Origin of the sequence: Pedobacter psychrodurus (assembly GCF_004331735.1) — a bacterium.
Lineage (GTDB): Bacteria > Bacteroidota > Bacteroidia > Sphingobacteriales > Sphingobacteriaceae > Pedobacter > Pedobacter psychrodurus.
In genome coordinates this window covers 155409-177571 of the sequence record NZ_SJSO01000011.1, presented here as the reverse complement: position 1 = coordinate 177571, position 22163 = coordinate 155409, and the positions used below count along the sequence as shown (strand labels likewise).

Here is a 22163-nt window from a genome sequence, read left to right as displayed (position 1 = left end):
AGCCAATATTTTCCTGAAAGATTCAACCTCTATTTCAGCAAACCTTAACTTATAGTTAAAATGCTCAATCAATTCTTCTCTGCTTAATTTGCTGTTAACATGAGAAATAGCATCTTCAATATCATTCATATTTACAATGTTTATACAAATGTTGTAAATATTTATTTAAAATAAAAGCAATATTTAAAAATGTTGATAAATAATAAAGGCATCTATTTTTTTTTAAAAAATTAATTCCGCCAACAGGTTATATCTTAGTTTAAATCCCTTAGATAATTATTCCGAATAAATCAAAAACTATGCACGCTGGAAAGAAATACACCTTTTTCGAATTTATTGTATGGACCCGACGAGATATTTATCGCTTAACCATTCTCGCCATTATTCCAACTGTACTTTATCATTTCTGTAAGTTCACGTTTCTCTCCATTTCATGGGTTCCGGTAGCACTTTTAGGTACAGCCGTTTCTTTTATCATTAGTTTTAAAAATAATGCCAGTTATTCACGTCTTTGGGAAGCCAGGCAGATTTATGGCGGAATTATAAATGCGAGCCGTGCTTTTGGTGTAATGATACGCGATTATCTGGCAGCTCAGGATAAAAAGGCAGATGTTCAGCTCATTTTTTACCGCCATTTTGCCTGGTTAACTGCGCTTAGGTTTCAGTTAAGGGAGCCTAGGGCCTGGGAAAACTCGAACGATCCCCGCAATATTGAATATGCCAGACTGTATCATGTTTCCGAGAAAACAGATAAGTTAGAAGATAGCTTATCGAAATATCTTCCAGCCGATGAGTTGAAATACATTCTAACCAAGAAAAATAAGGCTACTCAAATAATGGCATTACAATCGAGCCATATCAATAAATTGGCCACTGCGGCTAATTTATCCGATTTACAATTACAATCTTTGCAAAGCTCAATTACCAGTTTTTACGATAACCAGGGTAAAGCCGAAAGAATTAAAAATTTCCCTTACCCACGCCATTTTTCATCAATAGCTACCATTATGTTAAATTTGTTTGTGTTTTTAGTGCCCTATGGCTTATTAAACGAATTTAATAAATTGGGGAACGGTACTTTAATAGAAGGTTATTCCATTTGGCTAAACGTTCCATTCGCTATTTTACTCACCTGGGTTTTTAACTCGTTGGATATTGTTGGCGAAAGCTCTACAAATCCCTTTGAAGGAAGCGCCAATGATGTGCCAATTACCAATATCTCGCGGACAATAGAAATCGACATGAGGGATATGCTTGATGAGTCTGATCTGCCTCCTGTACTAACACCCGAAAATAGTATATTGATGTAGATTTACATTATGGAAATGGCGGAAAATAGTCATCGTAGTTATATATTGATTAGAAAATAATAAATCACAATACCATGAAAAGAAATATCCTTTACCTCGCATTGGCAGCAATCCCTTTTGCTTACGCCTGTACTCAAAATAATAAAACAGCTACTGGCGCCAAAACTAAAACCGATTCTTTGGTTAATGAGAATTGTTATGCTGCGGCCTTTGAAAAAGATAGTGCTGCCATGAATGTGAAAATATTGGCCTCTGGTAAAGTTACAGGTTCATTATTGATCAACTATGGAGAAAAGCCCCATAACAATGGCACCATTGATGGGAAATTTAATGGTGATACTTTATTAGTAGATTACCGCTTTAAAACTGGCGAAGATACCGTAAGCGTTTACACCAATCCATTGGCCTTTTTAAAGAAAGATGGTAAACTGGTTATGGGGGTAGGGCAAATTGAAACCACACTAGGAAGGTCTTATTTTGTTAAAGGCAAGCCTATTAATTTCGAGGCTGGGAAGTTTGTTTTTCAAGAAGTGGATTGTAAGTAAACGCCTAATTGGTCATACTGAACGCAGTGAAGGATTTTTTTAAAATGATGATTTTTCAGCGCATTACCAATCGTCGATTATAATTGGAGCGTCATTCCCGCGTAGGCGGGAATCTTAAAGCTTATTGCATTACGATTCCCAATCGAGTTGGGAATGACGAATCTAAGGAAAAAACTACTGGTCTTAGCGTCTCGGTAAGATACTTGGCTAAGTTTTTGGCCACGGAGGCACAGAATACACGGAATCTTCAATCAGTTTGTCATCCTGAGGGTTAATTTATTGTATAAAAATCAATATAGATGACAGGGGATTTTTTTGCAGTGATAGGCTGAGAGGAATCGTCATTGATAGTCTAACTAAAGATCTTTTGATGTAGATCTACATTTCAGAGTAAAGATCCTTCACTGCGTTCAGAATGACAACCAACTCCATGTTTGGTGGCACACCAAACATTTACATTCTACTATAGATTAACGGCTCATTAATACTCAACAACACCCACTAAAAATTAAATAAAATTATTTTAAAATAAATTACTACTATTTCCATAGACTTTGTATATTTGTATAGTTAACAAACGTATAACGAGCTTAAATTATCTGTTATGATTTTGAATAAAGTAGAAAAAGCGAACATTGAACCACGAATTACTTTAATAGGTGCAGGTCCTGGCGATCCGGATTTATTTAGTTTAAAAGGTGTTAAAGCATTAAAAACAGCTGATGTTGTTTTGTATGATGCAAATGTGAACGAGGCTTTATTGTGTCATGCGCCAGATGGTATTCCGAAAGTTTACGTGGGTATGCGTAGCGATGATGAATCATTTTCTCAGGACGCAGTTAATAAATTAATTGTTGACTATGCTTTAAACTACGGTCACGTGGTGCGTTTAAAAAGCGGCGATCCATTTTTCTTTGCAAAAGGATACGAAGAAATAGATGCAGCAGAATCGTATAGCATTCCAACAGAAATTATTCCAGGTATTTCGAGTGCTACTGGTGCGCCAAGCTTGCAAAAGATCCCGATGATTTATAAAGACCTGAGCGAAAGTTTTTGGGCAGTAACTGGAACAAACTCGAAGGGCGAAATTTCTGAAGATTTATATATTGCGGCAAAAACCAAAGCAACTATAGTTGTATTAAATGGAATTGAAAAGGTAAAAGAAATTGCTGCCATATTCCAGGCAGAGAATAAAAACCTTTTGCCAGTAGCGGTAATTCAAAATGGTTCGACGCCAGAAGAAAAAATTGCCATCGGTATAGTGGACACCATCGCTGAGATTGTTGAAGATAAAAGAATAACTGCACCGGCTTTGTTGGTTTTTGGAGACGTAGTATCATTACACCCACAATTTCAGCCGATCCGCGATTTCTACGAAATTATCGCTGAAGAGTACTAAGATATTTTTTAAACCAAAAATATATTTGTTTTGTTGTTAAAACCGCTTAAGGATTTAGGCGGTTTTTTTGTTTTATAAATCTTAAAAAACTCGGTGTATATCTGCGAATCAGCGGGAAACCATTAGCAGAATTCTCCCGCAGATTTAAGTGATTACCGCTGATGGAGTTTGAGCTTTGTTTGGAACCAACTTTGTTTTTAAGCCTGATTGAAGCGGAAGCCCGGAGCGCAGTGAGGACTTATAGCGGAAAGCAGGTCTGCCGACTACCACGAAGAACTGAATATTCACTTATTAATTAAAAAAAACGTAAGTAAATTTATATGAATTAGATCTCTCCATTACGCTGCGCTCCAGTCGAGATGACGATTTTTCCTTTAAAATAATCAACTAAAAATATAATTTTCATTATTTGCAAAGCTCAAAACAATTAGTAACTTACTTACGTTATCTACACCAAATATTTGATGGAAATTATACATATAAGCGCCGAGTGTTACCCTGTTGCAAAAGTTGGTGGTTTAGCCGATGTAGTAGGGGCCTTACCAAAGTATCAAAATAAATTAGGCCACATTGCCAAAGTGGTAGTTCCTGCGTACGATACAAAATTTATCCGTGAAAGCGAATTTGAAGTTACTTACGATGCCTGGGCAAACTATGGCAATAACCATTTTCGATACCGCATTTTAAAAGAAAAAACCAATAAATTAGGGTTCGATTTATACATTATTCATATCCAGGGTTTAACCGACCGTCCAAACGTGTATGGTTATAAAGATGATACGGAAAGATTTGTGGCTTTCCAGATTGCTACACTAGATTGGATTGTACAATGGGAGCATCGCCCGGATGTACTTCATTGCCACGATCACCATACAGGTTTAATCCCCTTTATGGTTTCAAATTGCGTAAAATATAAGCCAATTAGCAGTGTCCCGACGGTTTTAACCATTCATAATGCACAATACCAAGGTCAGTTTGGATGGGATAAATTATATTATTTACCTGCATTCGATTTGTGGAAAGGTGGTTTACTGGGCTGGGAAGATGCCATTAATCCTTTAGCATCGGCCATTAAATGTGCCTGGAAAGTAACCACGGTATCGCCAAGTTACCTGGACGAGATGATGAACAATGCCCGTGGATTGGAAAGTTTGTTGAGGCAGGAACGATGGAAATCGGTAGGGATATTAAATGGAATCGATAGCGAGGTTTGGGATCCTGAAACCGACCCGATGTTGAGTAAAGGTTACAATTTAAAAACAGTAGAAGCAGGGAAACTGGCAAACAAAACAGCACTCTGTGATGTTTTCCAATTAGATCCGTCTAAACCCCTATTTACTTTCATCGGTAGATTGGTTGATGAAAAAGGTGCTGATTTATTGCCTGATATTTTTTATACGGCTTTACAACAGCATGGGGATAATATTAATATCCTGGTTTTAGGATCAGGTGATAATTGGGTGGAAGGCCGTTTAAATCAATTGAAAGGTATTTTTGCTGGTAAATACAATGCCTATATCGGCTACAATGAGCAGGTTTCGCACGAGATGTATGCTGGTGCAGATTTTCTGATCATGCCATCGAGAGTGGAGCCTTGTGGTTTAAATCAGCTTTATGCGTTAAGGTATGGAACTGTTCCCATTGTGCGCCGGATTGGAGGACTGAAAGATACGGTAATTGATATAGGAGACAACGGTTTTGGGATTTGCCACGATCAAACAAGTATTTGGGATGTTACCCATGCCATTAACCGTGCAGTTGAGTTATATAACGACAAGAAGGCTTTTAAAGCAGTAAGAAAAACAATGATGAAGATAGACCATTCGTGGGATAACGCAGCATTAAATTATATAGAATTATACCAAATATTAAAATAAGCTTAAACATGACCGACAAAGTTTTAGGCGTTATCCTTGGCGGTGGCCAGGGCTCTAGATTATCGCCATTAACACAAACACGTTCTAAACCAGCAGTTCCGATTGCTGGTAAATACCGATTGGTAGATATCCCGATTTCAAACTGCCTAAATTCTGGTATTCATCGAATGTTTGTGTTAACCCAGTTTAATTCAGCATCCTTAAACAAACACATTAAAAACACGTATCACTTTAGCCATTTTAGTACGGCTTTTGTTGATATTTTGGCGGCTGAACAAACTGTACAAAACTCAGGTTGGTTCCAAGGTACAGCAGATGCAGTTCGTCAGTGTATGCATCATATTGTTTCGCATGAATTCGACTACATCTTAATCTTATCTGGCGATCAGTTGTACCAGATGGATTTTAAAGATATGATTGAAAAACATATCGAAGCCAATGCCGAAATTACCATTGCCACTATCCCGGTAACAGCTAAAGACGCAACTGATTTTGGTATTTTAAAAGCCGATGATGAAAACATGATCACCTCTTTCATCGAAAAGCCTAAAACAGGTTTGGAAGATTGGATTTCGGATACCGGTGCAGAAATGCAGGGCGAAGGGCGTAACTTCTTAGCTTCGATGGGTATTTACGTTTTCAACCGCGAGTACCTGATCAATATCTTAAATGAGAACGAAGAGGAAAAGGATTTTGGTAAAGAGATTTTGCCTAGAGCGATTTCTCAGAGCAGGGTTTTAAGCTATCAGTACGAAGGTTACTGGACCGATATTGGTAATATTTCATCTTTCTTTGAAGCCAATTTAGGCTTAACGGATGAAATACCTAAATTTAATATGTTCGATAGTAACCATGCTATTTTTACAAGAGCCAGGATGTTACCGCCATCAAAAATTTCGGGTACCACTTTAGATAAAACCATTATTGCTGAAGGCTGTATTATTCAGGCCAGTAAAGTAGAACATGCTGTTTTAGGGATCAGATCAAGAATTGGCAAGGATACCGTAATTACCAATGCCTATATTATGGGTAGCGATAGGTACCAAACGCTTGAAGAAATTCAGGAAGAAACCAGTAAAGGGAATTCATTAATTGGTATCGGCGACCGCTGTTTCATCAACAACGCTATTATCGATAAAAACTGTCGCATTGGAAACGATGTGAAAATTAATGGTGGCAACCATTTAGAAGATGGCGACTTTGAACTTTATGCTGTTAAAGATGGTATAGTTGTAATTAAAAAAGGAGCAGTAGTACCTAGTGGAACCGTTATTTAAGATAATCATTATCATTAACTTAGCCAGTCGCGATTTTTCGTGACTGGCTTTTTTTTATGTACAGACCTTATAGGTTTTAAAAACCTATAAGGTCTTGATGACAACCCCTTTCTTATAAACCTGATAAAGCGAAAAGCCCGGAGCGAGGTACGAGTGAGGAATGAAGCGGTAGCAGGACTGCAGGCTGCTGTTAACAGAACCTTTCATTTCCAAGAAATGGTAGATACTTTATTTAATGCTATATTATTTGGAAGGCAATTGTTGTGGTTTATTTTAAAGTTAGCCCTGCTTTTCATTACTTCCGATGAAAAATCGGAATCATTCCAATCAGGCTTATTTGTTGGAGGTCTGTTCAAATCATCAAGTAAAAGAAACTTTCATTCCAAGATAATTATAAGAACTGACCCTTTATTCTTAAACCTGATAAAGCGTAAAGCCCGGACTGAAGAATGAGGGAGGACTTGAAGCGATAGCAGGACTGCTCTCAGCCATTGAAACAGAACCATTCATTTCAAAAAAAAACACTTAATTAATCCTTTTTTATTTGTAAACCTTATGGTTCTTTGAAACCTATGAGGTCTTTTTTGACATTTCTCCCTAACATTTTTCCGCTCGGCTTGTTAATAAATAAACAAAAAATATAGTTTATGGCTGAACAGCACCTCTATCAAACAGGAATTATAGGAAATTGCGCTTTCATTGCACACGTAAATAAAAATACTGATATATCTTGGCTTTGCTGGCCCCGTTTCGATAGCCCTTTTGTATTTGGCAGTTTATTGGATGAGAAAAAAGGAGGCGAATTTTCAATCCTGCCACAAGGCGAATTCACTTCGAATCAATATTACATCGAGAACACCAATGTTTTAAGAACAGAGATTACCGCCGAAGATGGAAAATATCGGATTACAGATTTTGCACCACGTTTTCATCTATACGATCGCTATTTTAAACCATTAATGTTTATCAGAAAGATCGAACCTTTAGAAGGAAATCCGCGCATTACCATAAAATGTGAACCAGTTTGCGATTATGGGAAAGGCAAAATGAAATCGAGTAGGGGCAGTAACCACATTGATTATTTCGGCTGCGACGAAAATATTCGTCTAAGCACTAATGTGTCGCTTACCTATATTCTTGATGAAAAAGCATTTGTATTAAATGAGGCTAAATATCTTATTATGACTTATGGTCAAAATTTAGAGGCCGCTGTAGTAAGTACAGCTGAAAATTTTTTACGGGAAACCATTGCCTATTGGCGGTTATGGATTAAACATTCATCAATAGCAGGTTTTTACCAGCCTTTTGTAATCCGTTCGGCCCTGGTGCTGAAAATCCATCAATATGAAGATACAGGCGCGATTATAGCGGCCAGTACCACGAGTTTACCAGAATCGCCTGGCAGTACCCGAAACTGGGATTATCGATACTGCTGGCTGCGCGATTCGCATTATGTACTAACTTCGTTAAATCATATCGGGCATTTTGAAGAAATGGAGAAGTATTTTAATTACTTATCTGATATTTCGCATGCCGAAGATACCCGTTACCAACCTTTGTATGGCATTGCGGGCGAAAGGGAAATTACCGAGCATACGCTAAATCATTTAGAAGGTTATAAAGGCGAACAACCCATTAGGGTAGGAAACCAAGCATACGAACACATTCAAAATGATATTTATGGTCAGGTTTTAATTTCGATGTTACCGCTTTATACCGACCACCGTTTTGTTTTTTCAGAACGTAGCGATTCGGTAAGATGGATTGAAAGTGTGCTTTCTAAAATGGAGCGTACAATTGATGAAAAGGATGCCGGAATCTGGGAATTCAGGAACATTGCCAATGTACATTGTTACAGTAATTTATTTCAATGGGCAGGAGCACAGGCTGCTTTAAAAATGGCTAAAACTATTGGTAATGAGGATTTCGAAAAACGGGCGCAGATTTTAATTGATAAGGCTGCTGCACATATAGAAGCCTGCTACGATCCGGAACGAAAAGTTTATACCAATGCTGTAGGAAGCCCACATTTAGATGCCAGTACTTTACAGTTGATTATGATGAATTATTTGGATCCGGCTTCAGATCGGGCGAAAGACCATTTAATCGCTTTAGAAAAGGAGCTGAAAACGGAAGACGGACTATTTTACCGTTACTTACATGCTGATGATTTCGGTAAACCAAAAACAACATTTTTAATCTGTGCCTTTTGGTATGTAGAAGCTTTGGCTTGTGTTGGCCGAACGGATGAAGCGATTAAAGAATTCGAAAACATTATTAAATATTGTAACCACCTTCTTTTATTTAGTGAGGATGTTGATGCAAAAACAGGTAGCCAGTGGGGTAATTTCCCCCAAGCGTATAGCCACGTAGGTTTAATGAATGCAGCTTATCGCATTGCAATTAAACTGGATAGGCCGATATTTTTGTAAAGTAGTAAGTGGATTGCAAATCGACATTCCAAGGAGGCTGTATCATAAATTGTGATTTTATTCGAATTTGTCACGTTGAGCTTGTCGAAACGCTTTGAAAGGCACTTAAGCAGGTCCTTCGACAGGCTCTCCTCAGGAGCCCTTTGGACAGGATGCAACTATATTTATGGTACAGCCTCTAACTTAATTAAAAAAGGTTTGTGGGAGACACAGACCATGGCATTTGAATTTTTATTTAGCGCTACGTCATTCTCGCGCATGCGGGAATCCTAAAGCAATAAGCATTATGATCCCCAATCGAGTTGGGGATGACGTTACGCTAAATTTTAACTCCTTCCCACAAACTATTCTTTAACTAAACTCCAAAGCAGTTTTCTCACTTCTTTAAAATCATTTAGGTAATATTTTGCTTCCGAAATGTTATTGCCAACTTTAATGGTAAAAGCATCATCTGGCAATGCCCTGAAAATATCTTCATCGGTATGGTCATCGCCAAGCGCTAAAATAAAATCTGGCTTTTTATTGTACAACCAGTTTAAAGCAGCTTTGCCTTTGTTAACTTCCATATTTTTAAACTCAATTACTTTATTGCCCGGCATGAGTTGAAGACCTTTATCTGCAGCTAAAATTTTCATGTGGCTGATAATTTCATTGGCCCTTAAATCGCCAAGTCCTTCTTCTGCTTTTCGGTAATGCCAAACCAATGAGTAACTTTTTTCTTCAATAAACGATCCTGGCGTGCGATCTGTATAGGTTTCTAATAAAGTCTTTATTTCTTGTTTCCACTGATCGGTTAAAAGTGGCAGGCTATTCCATTTATCTCCGAACGATTTTTGCCAGGCACCATGTTCCGCAATCAAATCTACCTTCAGGTGTCCAAACCATTTTTCCAGGGTTTCATTCCTTCTACCGCTAATAATTACAACTTTATTTGCCTTATCAAGTGTGAGGTTCTCAATTAAATCGTACAATTCTGCATCTGGCGAAGCGTCATCAATATTTCCCGTAAAATCTACAAGTGTACCATCATAATCTAAAAATAGCACACGATCTTGTGTTTGTACATATTTGGTTGCAATCACTTCATTAATGGCATTTACTGCATGTTTTGTTAATAATGATTTTTGAGAATCTTTCACTTCGTTTAATCTTAAAATAAAATTGTTAACCCAATGTTTAACATTGAATTTTTCTACAATTGCACGCATGGCTTTCATGCGCAGTTGTTGTTCTGCTAAAGGCATTTTAAGGGCAGTAACAATGGCTTCCATAATATCGCCCAGGTTATTTGGGTTAACAATCACAGCATCTGTTAGTTCCTTAGAGGCACCGGCCATTTCACTTAAAATAAGCACTCCATCATTATTGTTCCTACTGGCCACATATTCTTTACTCACGAGATTCATTCCATCCCGCATGGGCGTTACCAAACAGATATCTGCTGTGGAGTAAAGGGCTGATAACACTTCAATAGGGAAGGAGCGGTAAAAATAATTTACCGGAATCCAGTTCATTGAACGGTACCTCGCATTTAAATTTCCAACAAACTGATCAATCTGATGTCTTAACTCGCTATATTTTGGTACGGTATCCCTGGAAGGAACAACAATCATAAAAAGCTCAATTTTGCCGATATATTCGGGATAGTGCTGGAGTAGTAATTCTAAAGCTTTTAATCTTTCTAGTATGCCTTTGCTGTAATCAAGCCGATCTATAGACAGGATTACTTTCATATCTTCTTTACCTGTCCTGAAATATTCAATCTCTTTTTGCACCTCCTTAGTTGCGGTTAAACCTGAAAATTTATGATGATCTATTCCCATTGGAAAGGCTTCGACAACAATTTGCCTTTCATTGCTACTGAGTACGTTTGATGATGAATTTACTGGAAGCAAACGTGTTGCGGTACTGATAAAGTGGCGAACATCATCAAAAGTATGGAAACCGATTAAATCTGCACCTATAAGTCCATTTAATAGCTCTTCACGCCAGGGAATCAATCTGAATATTTCGTAAGAAGGAAAGGGGATATGTTGGAAAAAACCGATGGTAGCATTGGGTAGTTTTTCTCTTAAAATGCCCGGTAGAAGGAGTAATTGGTAGTCTTGTATCCAGATTTTATCTCTTCTGTTGAGTACCTGCATGGCACTTTTTGCAAATTTCTCATTAACAGATTGGTAGCAGTCCCAGTAGTTTTGCTCGTAATGTGCATATGTAACGAGATAATGAAATACTGGCCATAATACTTCGTTTGAAAAGCCTTCGTAATATAAATTGATTTCGGTTTGAGTAAGGTAAACCGGGTAAAGGTTTAATGCTGCCAGTTTTTGTGTAACTTCTTCCTGGCGTTCTTCTGGCACTTCGATTCCTGGCCAGCCGATCCAGATGGAATTACCCGATTTGTAAACGTCTCCCAGTCCAGTGGCAAGTCCTCCTTCACTTGGAATAAATGTGTATTCGTCGTTTTCTTCGATGATTTTAACGGGTAGTCTGTTCGATATTATAACTGTCTTCATGCTTGTATTTGATGTATCCACATCATTAAAAGCGTATTAAACTGGTTTTTGTTTGATATTTTAGTTCAAAAAAACATTCAAATGATTAAACATAATTAAATACCAACGAAAAAGTAGTGCTATTATCGGGGATAGAAATAACTTCTATACTGCCCCTGTGCATTTTCATAATATTGCGGCTAATGGTTAAGCCTATTCCTGATCCATTTTTTCTGGTGGTATAAAATGGAACAAAAATCTTCTCCAGGTCACCAGCATCGATACCTTTTCCATTATCGGTAACATCTATATAAAGTTTGGTGTTTTCTAAGCGGTAATTTACGCTAATGTGTGGGTGTTCTCTGTTTTCTACAGCATAAATACTGTTGGTAATCAGGTTAATCAGCACTTGTTCAACTAATTTTAAATCAAGCTGGATGGTGATTTTTGAAGAAGTTTGCTCCACATCCAATACCACGTTTTTAACTTTGGCAAATGGCTGCATTAATACTTTAATATGTTTCAGTATTTCGCCAATGGTATGCGGTTCAAGATTTGGTGTAGGCAGCTCTGCAATTAATCGATAGTCTTTTACAAAATCCAATAAACCCGATGATCTTCGTTGTATGGTTTGCAAAGCCGTTTTTAAATCGTCCATTTCATCCTCAGTGAGCATTTTCTTGTCTGTTACCATTTTGTTTATGGTATCTGATAATGAGCTGATTGGTGTGATCGAATTTAAGATCTCATGAGAAATTACGCCAATTAATCTATTCCATGCTTCTGTTTCTTTTTGCTCAATTTCATCTTTAATGTTTTGAAAACTAATAATGGTATAATTATTCCCATAAAGGTTTAAAGGGATCACCTCGGTTGACAATTGAATCAGTTTGTCCTGGATTTTTAGCTCCAAAAATCTTTTCCCTCCTGTAGAAATCTGTTCTATCTCGTTAGAAAAATTGGGTAGATGCTCCTTTAACCGATGCCAATATTTATAAGCAGGAACGCCTAAAAGATTGGATGCTGCCTGGTTAAAAAATGCAATCTCTTCTTTCTCCTGCTCAGTATTGTTCACCACAATTACACCTACAGGAACCTGTTCCAGGATGGTTTTTATCAGTTGAAACATGGCTTCCTGTTCCAATCGGATCTGTTTATGTACCTGTAAAATATCGCTAAAGGATTCGTATAACTCAGGAAAACTTCCTTTAGTTGCCTTGTTTTTAAAGTTTAAGGTATGATCTCTTGTTTTAACGGCAAGAATAAAACGGTTAATATCTGATCGGATTTGATTGATGTAATAGTAAAGTGAAATAATTGCTCCCAATAAAATCAGTGCAACCCCGATTATGGTAAACCAGAGCTGAGTGTTTTTAATTAGGTAAAATAAGAGGTAGCCTAACAGATTGATAATCAGCAGGCGAAATATTAAACGAAAAGTAAAACGTTGATAAAACATGTTTTTAAAGCTGAAAGCTTAAAGGCGAAAGACTAAAGCTTTAAGCTCTGGTCTTTCAGCTTTCAGCTTAGATTCCAAATTTCTCAATTCTTCTGTACAATGCAGCTCGCGTTAAGCCTAATTCTGCTGCGGCTTTTGATATATTTCCTTTGTGTTTATCAATTGCTTTCTGCACCATCATTTTTTCCATATCCTCAAGTGCCATTTCATCAGGCATTGCGTTATTCTGTGCGTAGCGCTGCGGACTTAACTGCAGATCTTCTTCTGCAATATCAGCACCATCGCTCATAATAACGGCTCTTTCTAAAACGTGCTGTAACTCGCGCACATTGCCTGGCCATTTATATTGTAAAAGTGCTTCTTGAGCTTTAATACTTAGTTTTCTTATATCTTTATGGTATTTTGAGCTAAAAACCTGCATAAAATGATTGGCCAAAAGTAAAATATCTGTTCCACGTTTACGCAATGCCGGTAATAAAAGCTCAACCGTATTAATTCGGAAAAGTAAATCCTGTCTGAAGGTGTTTTTAGATACCATTTCGTTCAAGGGCATATTTGTAGCCGTTATTAGGCGAACATTTACCTTGCGTTCTTTACTTTCACCTAAGCGGGTAACTGTACGGTTTTGCAAAACACTTAAAAGTTTAGCCTGAAGCGGTAAGGTTAAATTTCCAATCTCATCTAAAAAGATCGTTCCACCATCGGCAAGTTCAAAGCGGCCAGGTTTATCTTCCTTGGCATCGGTAAAAGCACCTTTGGCATAACCGAATAATTCACTTTCAAATAAATTTTCGTTTAATGAACCTAAATCCACATGCATAAAAACCTGGTTTTTCCGCTGCGAGTTTCCATGAATCTCATAGGCGAAAACTTGTTTTCCCGTTCCGTTTTCGCCCAGAATAAGCACATTGGCATCGGTAGGGGCTACTTTTAAGAGCGTATTTTGCAATTGTTTTATTTCATCTGCCTGTCCAACAATATTCTCGAAACCTCTTGTTAGATCTTTTTGTAACGAGGAATGTATTTTTTCTAGTTTCTTTACCTTTTTGGTCGATTCGCGGAGTTTAGATGCCGAAGAAATGGTGGCAAACAGCTTTTCGTTTTCCCAGGGTTTAAGAATAAAATCGGTAGCTCCTTTTTTAATCGCCTTTACTGCCAGTTCAACATTGCCAAAAGCAGTCATTAATATGACTACATAATCTTTATCAATCGATAAAATATGTTCTAGCCAATATAATCCTTCGCGGCCATCACTAGCACCTTTTTGGTAATTCATGTCGAGCAAAATGATGTCTATTTCATTTTTACTTAACAAAACGTTGATCTCTTTTGGCGATTTACAGGTAATCACCTGTTTTACCTGCTGCTTTAAAAACAAACGGGCACTAAGCAGGATATCGTCGTCGTCATCGATAATTAAAACTGTGGCATCAAGCATAACCTCTCCCTATTAAAGTTAGTATATATTTATTCTTTTTTGCTGTCCCTCTCCTTGAAGAGAGGGATTTGCAGTAAAGTGGTTTGAACCTAATGTTCTTGTTGGGTGTAATTTTTGGTGCCTGCCTCCCTATCCTCAAGGAGAAAGGTATCTTTTAATAACATTTATAACCTTATCCAGGTTATTATTTACATCCTCATTCGTAAATCGGATTACCGTTATTCCAATCTGCTTAAGTTCATCAGTTCGGTTTTGATCATATTCTTGATTTTCGGCTTTTTCATGTATTCCTCCATCAACTTCAATTACCAATTTCGCTTCCGGGCAATAAAAATCCGCTATATATTTGTGTAATGGATGTTGTCTTCTAAATTTAAAATTCAGGATTTTTCTATTTCTCAAACATTGCCACATGATTTCTTCAGCCTCTGTTTGATTTTTTCGCAATGCTTTCGAAAATTCAAACAGCTTCGAATTGGCACTATGAAATAACTTATCCTTATAATCATCCATATCTTATTGATTACTTAACCTATTAAAGATAATGTTTATGCTTTTTATTTTACATCAGAAGTATCAAACCTATTCTCTGTACCTTGCTTTTTTCTCCTCCCTGCCCCTCTCCACATGGAGAGGGGATAAAGGGGTGAGGCAAAAATACCAAAACTGTCCGCTCCCGCACATCAACTGTCCGATAATGAACAGATAAAAAATAAGATAACTTTTAATTTATTGATTGTTAGCGCTTTAATTATATTTTGTGCTTTTGGCACAAGCTTGGTTATTAGTGAAACCAAACAGTACAACCGAACACATGGATAAGAAAATAGAGAAGAAAAGATTTAGCACTAAAACCCTGTTAATTATGGGTGGAGCAATTGCTTTCGTGGCAGTTGTAATTTATGGCTATACTTTATCCCTCAAAAAAGTTTACAGTGCAGATGCCGATAAATTAACCATCAGTAAAGTAGAATATGGCGATTTTGAAGATGTAGTGTTATTAAATGCCAGTGTAGTTCCGTTAACTTCGGTAATTGTAAGTTCATCAGAGGGTGGCACGGTTGCCGAAATTTTTACTGAAAATGGTGCTTCTGTTGTAAAAGGAACCCCATTACTAAGAATTTCCAATTCAAATGCCATGTTGAGTTATACTTCAAGCCAAACAGCAGCTACAGAGCAGATTAATCAGTTGCGTAAATCGAGATTGGATTTAGAGCAAAACCAGAGGGTTTTAAATCAAGATGTTTTGGATGTAGAAAATAGCTTAAGAACGGCAACCCGCCAATATCGTTTAGATAGTTCTCTTTTCACTAAAAAAGTAATTACACAACAAGAATTTAATAAATCAAGCCAGGATTATGAATATTATCAGGGCAAATTGAAAATTGTACGTCAGGCCATTAAGCAAGAAAATCAAAGCCGTAAAATGCAACTGGCTCAAATCGATCAATCGATGGGACAAATGAATGAAAGTTTAGAGATGATCCGCAATAACATCGAAAATATGACGATTAAAGCTCCGGTATCAGGTAAATTATCCTCTTACGATCCTGTAATTGGTAAATCATATAATTCTAACGAAATGATTGGAAAGATTGACGTATTGCAAGGTTATAAACTTCAGGCAGGTGTTGATGAATATTATATCAATCGGGTAAAAGAAGGACAAACGGCTAACTGTGAGTTTAATGGTAAAACTTATAACTTAACCGTGAGTAAAGTAATACCCGAGGTTACAGCAGGTCAGTTTCAGGTAGAAATGGTTTTTAAAGGAGCAGCACCTGAAGGTTTACGTCGCGGATTATCGTTACAAACAAAATTAACGCTGTCTGATAATAGCAAATCGCTGCTTCTGGCTCAGGGACAGTTTTTCCAGAGTACAGGCGGTTCTTGGGTATTTGTGGTAACTAATGGTAAAGCAACCAAGAAAAATGTAAAAATCGGGCGTAAAAACTATCTGTACTACGAAATATTGGATGGTTTGCAAAAAGGTGATGAAGTAATTACTTCGTCTTACGATCAGTTTAACCAGTATGATCAGGTGGAGATTAATAAATAGGTTAGCGATTAGCGTTAGGGGTTTAGCGTCAATTAACCAAATAGACAATAAAATTAACAATATAATCAGGTCTTGATACCTTATACTTGATACTAAAAAGCTATGATTAAAATAGAAAATCTGGAAAAAGTTTACAAAACCGAAGAAGTAGAAACTACGGCACTTAACGGCATTAACCTCCATGTTGCAGCTGGAGAATTTGTTTCTATCATGGGCCCATCGGGCTGCGGGAAATCTACCTTATTAAATGTAATGGGTTTATTAGATAAGCCCGAAAGTGGAAGTTATAAGTTTATCGACACTGAACTTTTAACACTTAACGATAGGGAACGTTCTAATTTCAGAAAAAGAAATATGGGCTTCGTTTTCCAGAATTTCAATCTGATTGATGAATTAACCGTTTTCGAAAATATCGAACTGCCATTAATTTATAACAAGATTCCTGCTGGAGAACGCAAGAGGCTGGTAAATGAAATTATCGAAAGAATGAATATTGTAAACCGTAGCGGTCATTTTCCTCAACAATTATCAGGTGGACAGCAGCAGCGTGTAGCCGTAGCAAGGGCTTTGGTTACCAAACCAAAATTAGTTCTGGCTGATGAGCCTACCGGAAATCTGGATAGCGCACATGGTAACGAAGTAATGGAGCTACTTTGCGAACTGAATGAAACCGGAACGACCATCGTGATGGTTACGCACTCCAGTCATGATGCAAGTTTTTCAAACAGGATTATCAATCTGAAAGATGGTCATGTGATATCGGAGAAGATAAACAAAAGCAGGAACGAAGAGCTGATATAGAGGCCTAAGGTAAAAGGTTTAAGGCATATGGTTAAATCACATCTTAAACCTTTAGCTCTAAACCTTCAACCTCAAAAAAGATTTTAGTTTAGTTAATAATAGCCGCCCAATAATCTTCCCCGGATGGGGAGATTTGGGAAGGCAAAATGGTAAAGACCACCAGGTAGGCATTTTTGAACGCCACACACTAAACGCTTATCGCCAAACAATAAAAATATGTTCAAATTAAACTTAAAAATCGCTTTGCGAAACCTCTGGAAAAACAAGGGATTCTCCTTAATTAACATTGGAGGATTAGCCATTGGCTTGGCCAGTTGCATGGTTTTGTTGCTCTATGTTGCTTATGAATGGAGCTACGATAAGCAATTCACCAATAATGACAAAACTTATGTAGTTTATCAAAACATGGAGGCAAGTGGTAAAACTTTTAGCTGGGCGTGGACACCAAATGTTATGGCTAAAGAAGTGCAAGAAAAAATCCCCGGCGTTAAGTATACCTCTCACACTACTTATCCGAGGAAACAACTCATTACCGTTGGCGATAATAAGATAAATAGCAATGCCGTCTTTGCCGATCAGAATTTTATTAAAATATTGGATTATAAATTTCTTGAAGGTAATTCAGCAAAAGTTTTAAAAGATGTAAATACCATCATCCTTACCAAATCTTTTGCAACAAAATTATTTGGAAATGAAGATCCTATTAATAAGACAGTAAAGCTCGAGAACGAGGAAGTATTAAAAGTTGAAGCTGTAATAGAAGATGCTCCTGCAAATAGCAGCCTAATTTTTGAATGTATTATGCCTTGGGCATTATTCGAAAAGCGTCAATCTTGGGTAAAGGAAGGCAATTGGGGGAACAACATGTGTTTAACACTTGTTCAGTTAAAGGATAATAACTTTTTCACTACTGCAAATGATTTGATGCATGGTATTTACAAACGCAATCAAAAAGATAATACAGCAGTAGCTTTATTGCATCCTTTAACCAAATGGCACTTATACGATGATTTTCAAAACGGTAAATCGGTAGGTGGAAAAATAGATCAGCTTAAAATATTTTTATTGCTGGCCTTTTGCATATTGCTAATTGCCTGTGTAAATTTTATGAATTTATCTACAGCACGCTCAGAGCGTAGGGCAAAAGAAGTTGGCGTTCGTAAAGCAATTGGATCGACACGTAAATCGTTAATTAATCAGTTTTTTTTAGAATCCCTGCTCATCACATTTATCGCCACAGGTTTAGCTTTTATCTTAATTGAGGTTAGTTTGCCATATTTTAATAGTTTGTTAGATATTAAATTAACAATCGATTATTATAATGGCCCATTTTGGTTAGCATTATTGGGTTTAATGATTTTAACCGGCTTTATTGCGGGTAGTTATCCCGCGCTGTATCTATCTTCTTTTGAGCCTATCAAAGTTTTAAAAGGTTTCACGCTTAAAGCAGATTCATCCACTTCGGTGAGGAAAGTATTAGTGGTTGGCCAATTCGTTTTTGCTGCAAGTTTAATTATTTGTACAGCAGTAATTTATCAGCAACTTAACTATGTTAAAAATAAGCCTATTGGTTACGATCAATCCAATTTAATTCAAATAGCGGTATCCGGTAAAATGAATGATGCTGGTAAATTAGAATTGCTTAAAACGCAACTACTAGAATCAGGCGCTGCAAGCGATGTTACTTTTTTTAGTACAGATTTTACTGAAGGAGGAGATAATACAACGGGTGTAGAATGGGAAGGTAAAAACCCGAACGAGGCTATTTCTTTTAATCATAGAGCAATAGGATATGATTTTGTTGAAACTATTGGAACTAAGATGGTTAGTGGTAGGGAGTTTTCTGCGAAATTTCCTAATGATACAGCTAGTGTATTGTTAAATGAAGCGGCTGTGAAAATGATGGGATTAAAGAATCCGATCGGTAAGGTTATTACTTTCTGGGGAGACAAAAAGCTAACTATAGTTGGTATTGTTAAAGATTTTGTGGTAGAAAGTGTGTACCAGAGAGTGGCCCCAATGATTTTTAGGGTTAATGTAAAGGACGATGCGAAGGTTATCATTGCGCGGTTAAATCCAAATCAAAATATCAGTTCATCACTGGGTAAAATTGATGATTTAGTGAAGCAAATGGAACCTAATTATCCTGTTAACCGCAAATTTGTGAACGAATCTTTTGAAGTGAAATTTAAAAATGAAAAACTTTTAGGTTCACTTTCAAACTGGTTTGGTGGTTTCGCCATTTTCATTTCTTGTTTAGGATTATTAGGTCTGGCACTTTTTATGGCAGAGCAACGCAAAAAAGAAATCAGTATCCGTAAGGTTTTAGGCGCCAGCACTGGCAATATCCTCGTGCTGCTAAATAAAGATTTTATAAAATTGGTGGCCATTGCCAATCTTATAGCGTTCCCATTAGCATATATCATTGTAAATAAATGGCTTTCAGCTTTCGAATATCGTATTGCTATATCAGCATTGCCATTTATTGTAGCTATTGCTTTATCGGTACTCATTGCCATACTTACGGTTAGTGTCCAGTCGGTTAAGGTGGCAAAAGCAAATCCTGTTGATGCATTAAAATATGAATAATACCAGCGTAAAGCGGATCGCATTAGGCGATAAATCTGCGCCAAACGCTAAGCGCACTACGCTAAACCCTATACCTTATGTTTAGATTAAACTTAAAAATCGCTTTGCGGAACCTTTGGCGAAACAAGGTAAGCTCATTCATTAATGTAATTGGCCTGGCTATTGGTTTAGCTGCCTGTTTAATGTTGCTTTTGTATGTAACCTACGAATGGAACTTTGATAAGCAGGCTAAAGAATCGGCTAATGTTTTTACCACTATGACTAATATTCCTGGCGATAACGGTAAAATTTCCGGAACTTTTGAAGGCTCTACCACTGCTTTCGGACCAGCGATTAAACAAGATATCCCTGAGATTCAGTACACCGCAAGGATGGATTACGGTGCTAAGAATTTAATCGCCAATGGGCAGAATTCATTTAAGCGGATATCGAAATTTGCTGAACCCGATCTTTTAAAAATGTACGATTATGAGTTTGTACAGGGCGATCCTAAAACAGCTTTAAATAATCCAAATTCGGTTGTTTTAACAACAAATACTGCTAAAATACTCTTCGGAAGCACTGATGTGATAAATAAAACCATTCGTTTTAAAGATCGGTTCGATTTAAATATTACAGGTGTGATTAAAGATCAGCCAGATAACAGCTCAAATAAATTTGATTATTTAATGCCATGGTCTTTTTACGAGACTATTGATGAACGTGCAAAGAGTTTAAACTGGGAAAACTATAGTTATACAACTTTGGTGAGATTAAAAACAGGGGCAAATTTGAAGCTGGTTAACCAAAAAATATACAACGTTCTTAAAAAGAATACGAACGATAATTACCAATCTCAAGTCTTGTTTCCTTTATCTGCGCTTCATTTAAACGGAAAATTCGAAGAAGGTAAAAGTGTAGGTGGCGCAATAGAGCAAATTTATTTATTTATGGCCCTGGCACTTGGTATCTTACTTATTGCCTGTATTAATTTTATGAATATGGCTACGGCCAAATCAGAAAAACGTGCAAAAGAAGTAGGTATAAAAAAGACCATAGGTGCTAACCGGGGTTCTTTGGTTATACAGTTTTTAACCGAATCGATGATGTTAACCTTTATCGCGGTAATATTTGCTGTTGCCATTTTAGAAATCTTCCTGCCAACCTTTAACCAGTTGTTAAATATAAAGTTAAGCATGTCTTATTTTGATAAAGGTAGTTGGTTAGGCATTTTAGGCATCGTATTTATAACGGGTTTAATTGCCGGAAGTTACCCTGCATTTTATTTGTCGTCCTTTAACCCGATTCAAACTTTAAAGCGAAAAATAAAATCTGGAGGGCTGTTTTCAATCAGCTTAAGGCAGGTATTGGTTGTGGGCCAATTTTGCTTCGCCATTGTGCTCATTATCTCCACTTTGGTGATTTACAGGCAAATACAGTACATTAAAAATAAACCTGTAGGGTTTGATGTAAATGCTTTGGTTGAAATACCTCAGGATGGCGAATTGAAAACGAAATATGATGTTTTGCGCGCTCAGTTGCTAAAATCAGGTGCTGTTACCGCCATGTTCCAATCGTCTGTAAGTTTATCACATCGTGGGCAAAACTTTATGGATATTCAGTGGGAAGGCATGACCAAGCCAGACAATACCCAATTGTTTAACCAGGTTTCTACCACTTATGATTTTATTAAAACAAACGGGATTAAATTAATAGAAGGAAGAGATTTTTTAGAAAAATTTGCTTCTGATTCTGTAGGTGTTATGGTAAGTGCCTCGGCTGTAAAAACATTTGGATACAAGAACCCTGTTGGGAAAACAGTTACGGTATTTGGCGATAAGTATCATATTATCGGTGTGTTTAACGATTACGTTTGGGATTCTCCTTATAAATCAAATCACCCAATGGTGGTTTTCTTCGATCAAAGACGTACTGGAAACATTACCATGCGCCTAAACGAAAACAACAGTTTGCAAAGTAATATCGAAACCATTAACAGGATTACCAAGTCTATAAATCCAGCATATCCGCTGGAGATCAACTTCCTGAACGCTTTATACAGCGAAAAATACAATACAGAAAAAACTTTGGGCGTGTTATCGAACCTATTTGGTGGCTTAGCCATATTTGTTTCTTGTTTAGGTTTGTTTGGCCTGGTTGCTTATAGTGCAGAGCAACGGACTAAAGAATTTGGGGTAAGAAAAGTACTTGGTGCTTCGGTAAGCAATTTAATGAAGTTGTTATCGCTCTCATTTATAAAAATGATTATAGTTGCCATTTTTATTTCAGCCCCTATCAGTTACTATGCAATGGGCAAATGGCTTAATAAATTTGAATTTCATACCGAAATCAGCTGGTGGATTATCCCAGTAGCCGCTTTCGGAACCTTATTAATGGCTGTAATTACAGTAAGTTTTCAGGCTTACAAAACCGCAAACGCCAACCCTGTTGATGCACTAAAATACGAATAATTTAGTTGGCAGTTTTCAGCTGACAATATAAC

At 37.0% G+C, this 22163-nt stretch carries 14 protein-coding genes; 10 read left to right on the top strand and 4 right to left on the bottom strand.

Translation table 11 applies throughout. The features are described 5' to 3' along the window. The first annotated feature begins 299 nt into the window (after positions 1–299). The 6 genes from EZ456_RS14900 to EZ456_RS14875 all read left to right on the top strand — a co-directional run bounded on the left by EZ456_RS14900 (position 300) and on the right by EZ456_RS14875 (position 8840). A complete protein-coding gene (locus EZ456_RS14900) occupies positions 300–1310 on the top strand; it encodes a bestrophin family protein (protein ID WP_131531401.1) in 1011 nt (336 codons plus the stop codon). A gap of 74 nt (positions 1311–1384) precedes the next feature. Continuing rightward, positions 1385–1855: a hypothetical protein gene (locus tag EZ456_RS14895; RefSeq protein ID WP_131531399.1), complete on the top strand. Its 471-nt coding sequence runs from the start codon at positions 1385–1387 to the stop codon at positions 1853–1855. A 604-nt stretch (positions 1856–2459) separates the two neighbouring features. Beyond that, positions 2460–3254, top strand: coding sequence for a uroporphyrinogen-III C-methyltransferase (gene cobA / locus EZ456_RS14890; protein ID WP_131531397.1), 795 nt, complete (start codon positions 2460–2462; stop codon positions 3252–3254). A gap of 464 nt (positions 3255–3718) precedes the next feature. Next, positions 3719–5131, top strand: a complete 1413-nt coding sequence (locus tag EZ456_RS14885; RefSeq protein WP_131531395.1) for a glycogen synthase — start codon at positions 3719–3721, stop codon at positions 5129–5131. Between the two features lie 8 nt (positions 5132–5139). Continuing rightward, a complete protein-coding gene (locus EZ456_RS14880; RefSeq protein ID WP_131531393.1) occupies positions 5140–6408 on the top strand; it encodes a glucose-1-phosphate adenylyltransferase in 1269 nt (422 codons plus the stop codon). A gap of 647 nt (positions 6409–7055) precedes the next feature. Beyond that, complete coding sequence (locus EZ456_RS14875; protein WP_131531391.1) at positions 7056–8840, top strand: glycoside hydrolase family 15 protein; 1785 nt, start codon at positions 7056–7058, stop codon at positions 8838–8840. 344 nt (positions 8841–9184) lie between these two features. Here the strand turns inward: EZ456_RS14875 and EZ456_RS14870 are convergent, their stop codons facing one another. The 4 genes from EZ456_RS14870 to EZ456_RS14855 form a co-directional block, all read right to left on the bottom strand. After that, the gene (locus EZ456_RS14870; RefSeq protein WP_165501330.1) at positions 9185–11356 is read right to left on the bottom strand and encodes a bifunctional alpha,alpha-trehalose-phosphate synthase (UDP-forming)/trehalose-phosphatase; all 2172 of its coding nucleotides are present in this window, start codon (positions 11354–11356) and stop codon (positions 9185–9187) included. 85 nt (positions 11357–11441) lie between these two features. Continuing rightward, a complete protein-coding gene (locus tag EZ456_RS14865; protein ID WP_131531387.1) occupies positions 11442–12794 on the bottom strand; it encodes a sensor histidine kinase in 1353 nt (450 codons plus the stop codon). A gap of 67 nt (positions 12795–12861) precedes the next feature. Continuing rightward, on the bottom strand, positions 12862–14232 hold the full coding sequence (locus EZ456_RS14860) for a sigma-54-dependent transcriptional regulator (RefSeq protein WP_131531385.1): 1371 nt from the start codon (positions 14230–14232) through the stop codon (positions 12862–12864). Positions 14233–14367: 135 nt separating this feature from the next. Next, positions 14368–14745 carry an endonuclease domain-containing protein gene (locus tag EZ456_RS14855; protein WP_131531383.1) on the bottom strand — a complete coding sequence of 126 codons (378 nt, stop codon included), beginning with the start codon at positions 14743–14745 and terminating at the stop codon, positions 14368–14370. A gap of 301 nt (positions 14746–15046) precedes the next feature. Between EZ456_RS14855 and EZ456_RS14850 the strand changes: the two genes are divergently transcribed. The 4 genes from EZ456_RS14850 (at position 15047) to EZ456_RS14835 (ending at position 22131) form a co-directional block, all read left to right on the top strand. Then, entirely contained in the window at positions 15047–16291 is a 1245-nt protein-coding gene (locus EZ456_RS14850; RefSeq protein ID WP_131531381.1) for an efflux RND transporter periplasmic adaptor subunit, read from the top strand. Between the two features lie 102 nt (positions 16292–16393). Beyond that, a complete protein-coding gene (locus EZ456_RS14845; RefSeq protein ID WP_131531379.1) occupies positions 16394–17092 on the top strand; it encodes an ABC transporter ATP-binding protein in 699 nt (232 codons plus the stop codon). A gap of 216 nt (positions 17093–17308) precedes the next feature. Beyond that, the gene (locus tag EZ456_RS14840) at positions 17309–19681 is read left to right on the top strand and encodes an ABC transporter permease (protein ID WP_131531377.1); all 2373 of its coding nucleotides are present in this window, start codon (positions 17309–17311) and stop codon (positions 19679–19681) included. Positions 19682–19758: 77 nt separating this feature from the next. Then, on the top strand, positions 19759–22131 hold the full coding sequence (locus EZ456_RS14835; protein WP_131531375.1) for an ABC transporter permease: 2373 nt from the start codon (positions 19759–19761) through the stop codon (positions 22129–22131). Positions 22132–22163 lie beyond the last annotated feature (32 nt).

Coding starts and splice junctions, on each gene's coding strand:
- EZ456_RS14900 (WP_131531401.1), top strand. CDS start 300: ATGCACGCTGGAAAGAAATACACCTTTTTCGAATTTATTGTATGGACC.
- EZ456_RS14895 (WP_131531399.1), top strand. CDS start 1,385: ATGAAAAGAAATATCCTTTACCTCGCATTGGCAGCAATCCCTTTTGCT.
- cobA (WP_131531397.1), top strand. CDS start 2,460: ATGATTTTGAATAAAGTAGAAAAAGCGAACATTGAACCACGAATTACT.
- EZ456_RS14885 (WP_131531395.1), top strand. CDS start 3,719: ATGGAAATTATACATATAAGCGCCGAGTGTTACCCTGTTGCAAAAGTT.
- EZ456_RS14880 (WP_131531393.1), top strand. CDS start 5,140: ATGACCGACAAAGTTTTAGGCGTTATCCTTGGCGGTGGCCAGGGCTCT.
- EZ456_RS14875 (WP_131531391.1), top strand. CDS start 7,056: ATGGCTGAACAGCACCTCTATCAAACAGGAATTATAGGAAATTGCGCT.
- EZ456_RS14870 (WP_165501330.1), bottom strand. CDS start 11,356: ATGAAGACAGTTATAATATCGAACAGACTACCCGTTAAAATCATCGAA.
- EZ456_RS14865 (WP_131531387.1), bottom strand. CDS start 12,794: ATGTTTTATCAACGTTTTACTTTTCGTTTAATATTTCGCCTGCTGATT.
- EZ456_RS14860 (WP_131531385.1), bottom strand. CDS start 14,232: ATGCTTGATGCCACAGTTTTAATTATCGATGACGACGACGATATCCTG.
- EZ456_RS14855 (WP_131531383.1), bottom strand. CDS start 14,745: ATGGATGATTATAAGGATAAGTTATTTCATAGTGCCAATTCGAAGCTG.
- EZ456_RS14850 (WP_131531381.1), top strand. CDS start 15,047: ATGGATAAGAAAATAGAGAAGAAAAGATTTAGCACTAAAACCCTGTTA.
- EZ456_RS14845 (WP_131531379.1), top strand. CDS start 16,394: ATGATTAAAATAGAAAATCTGGAAAAAGTTTACAAAACCGAAGAAGTA.
- EZ456_RS14840 (WP_131531377.1), top strand. CDS start 17,309: ATGTTCAAATTAAACTTAAAAATCGCTTTGCGAAACCTCTGGAAAAAC.
- EZ456_RS14835 (WP_131531375.1), top strand. CDS start 19,759: ATGTTTAGATTAAACTTAAAAATCGCTTTGCGGAACCTTTGGCGAAAC.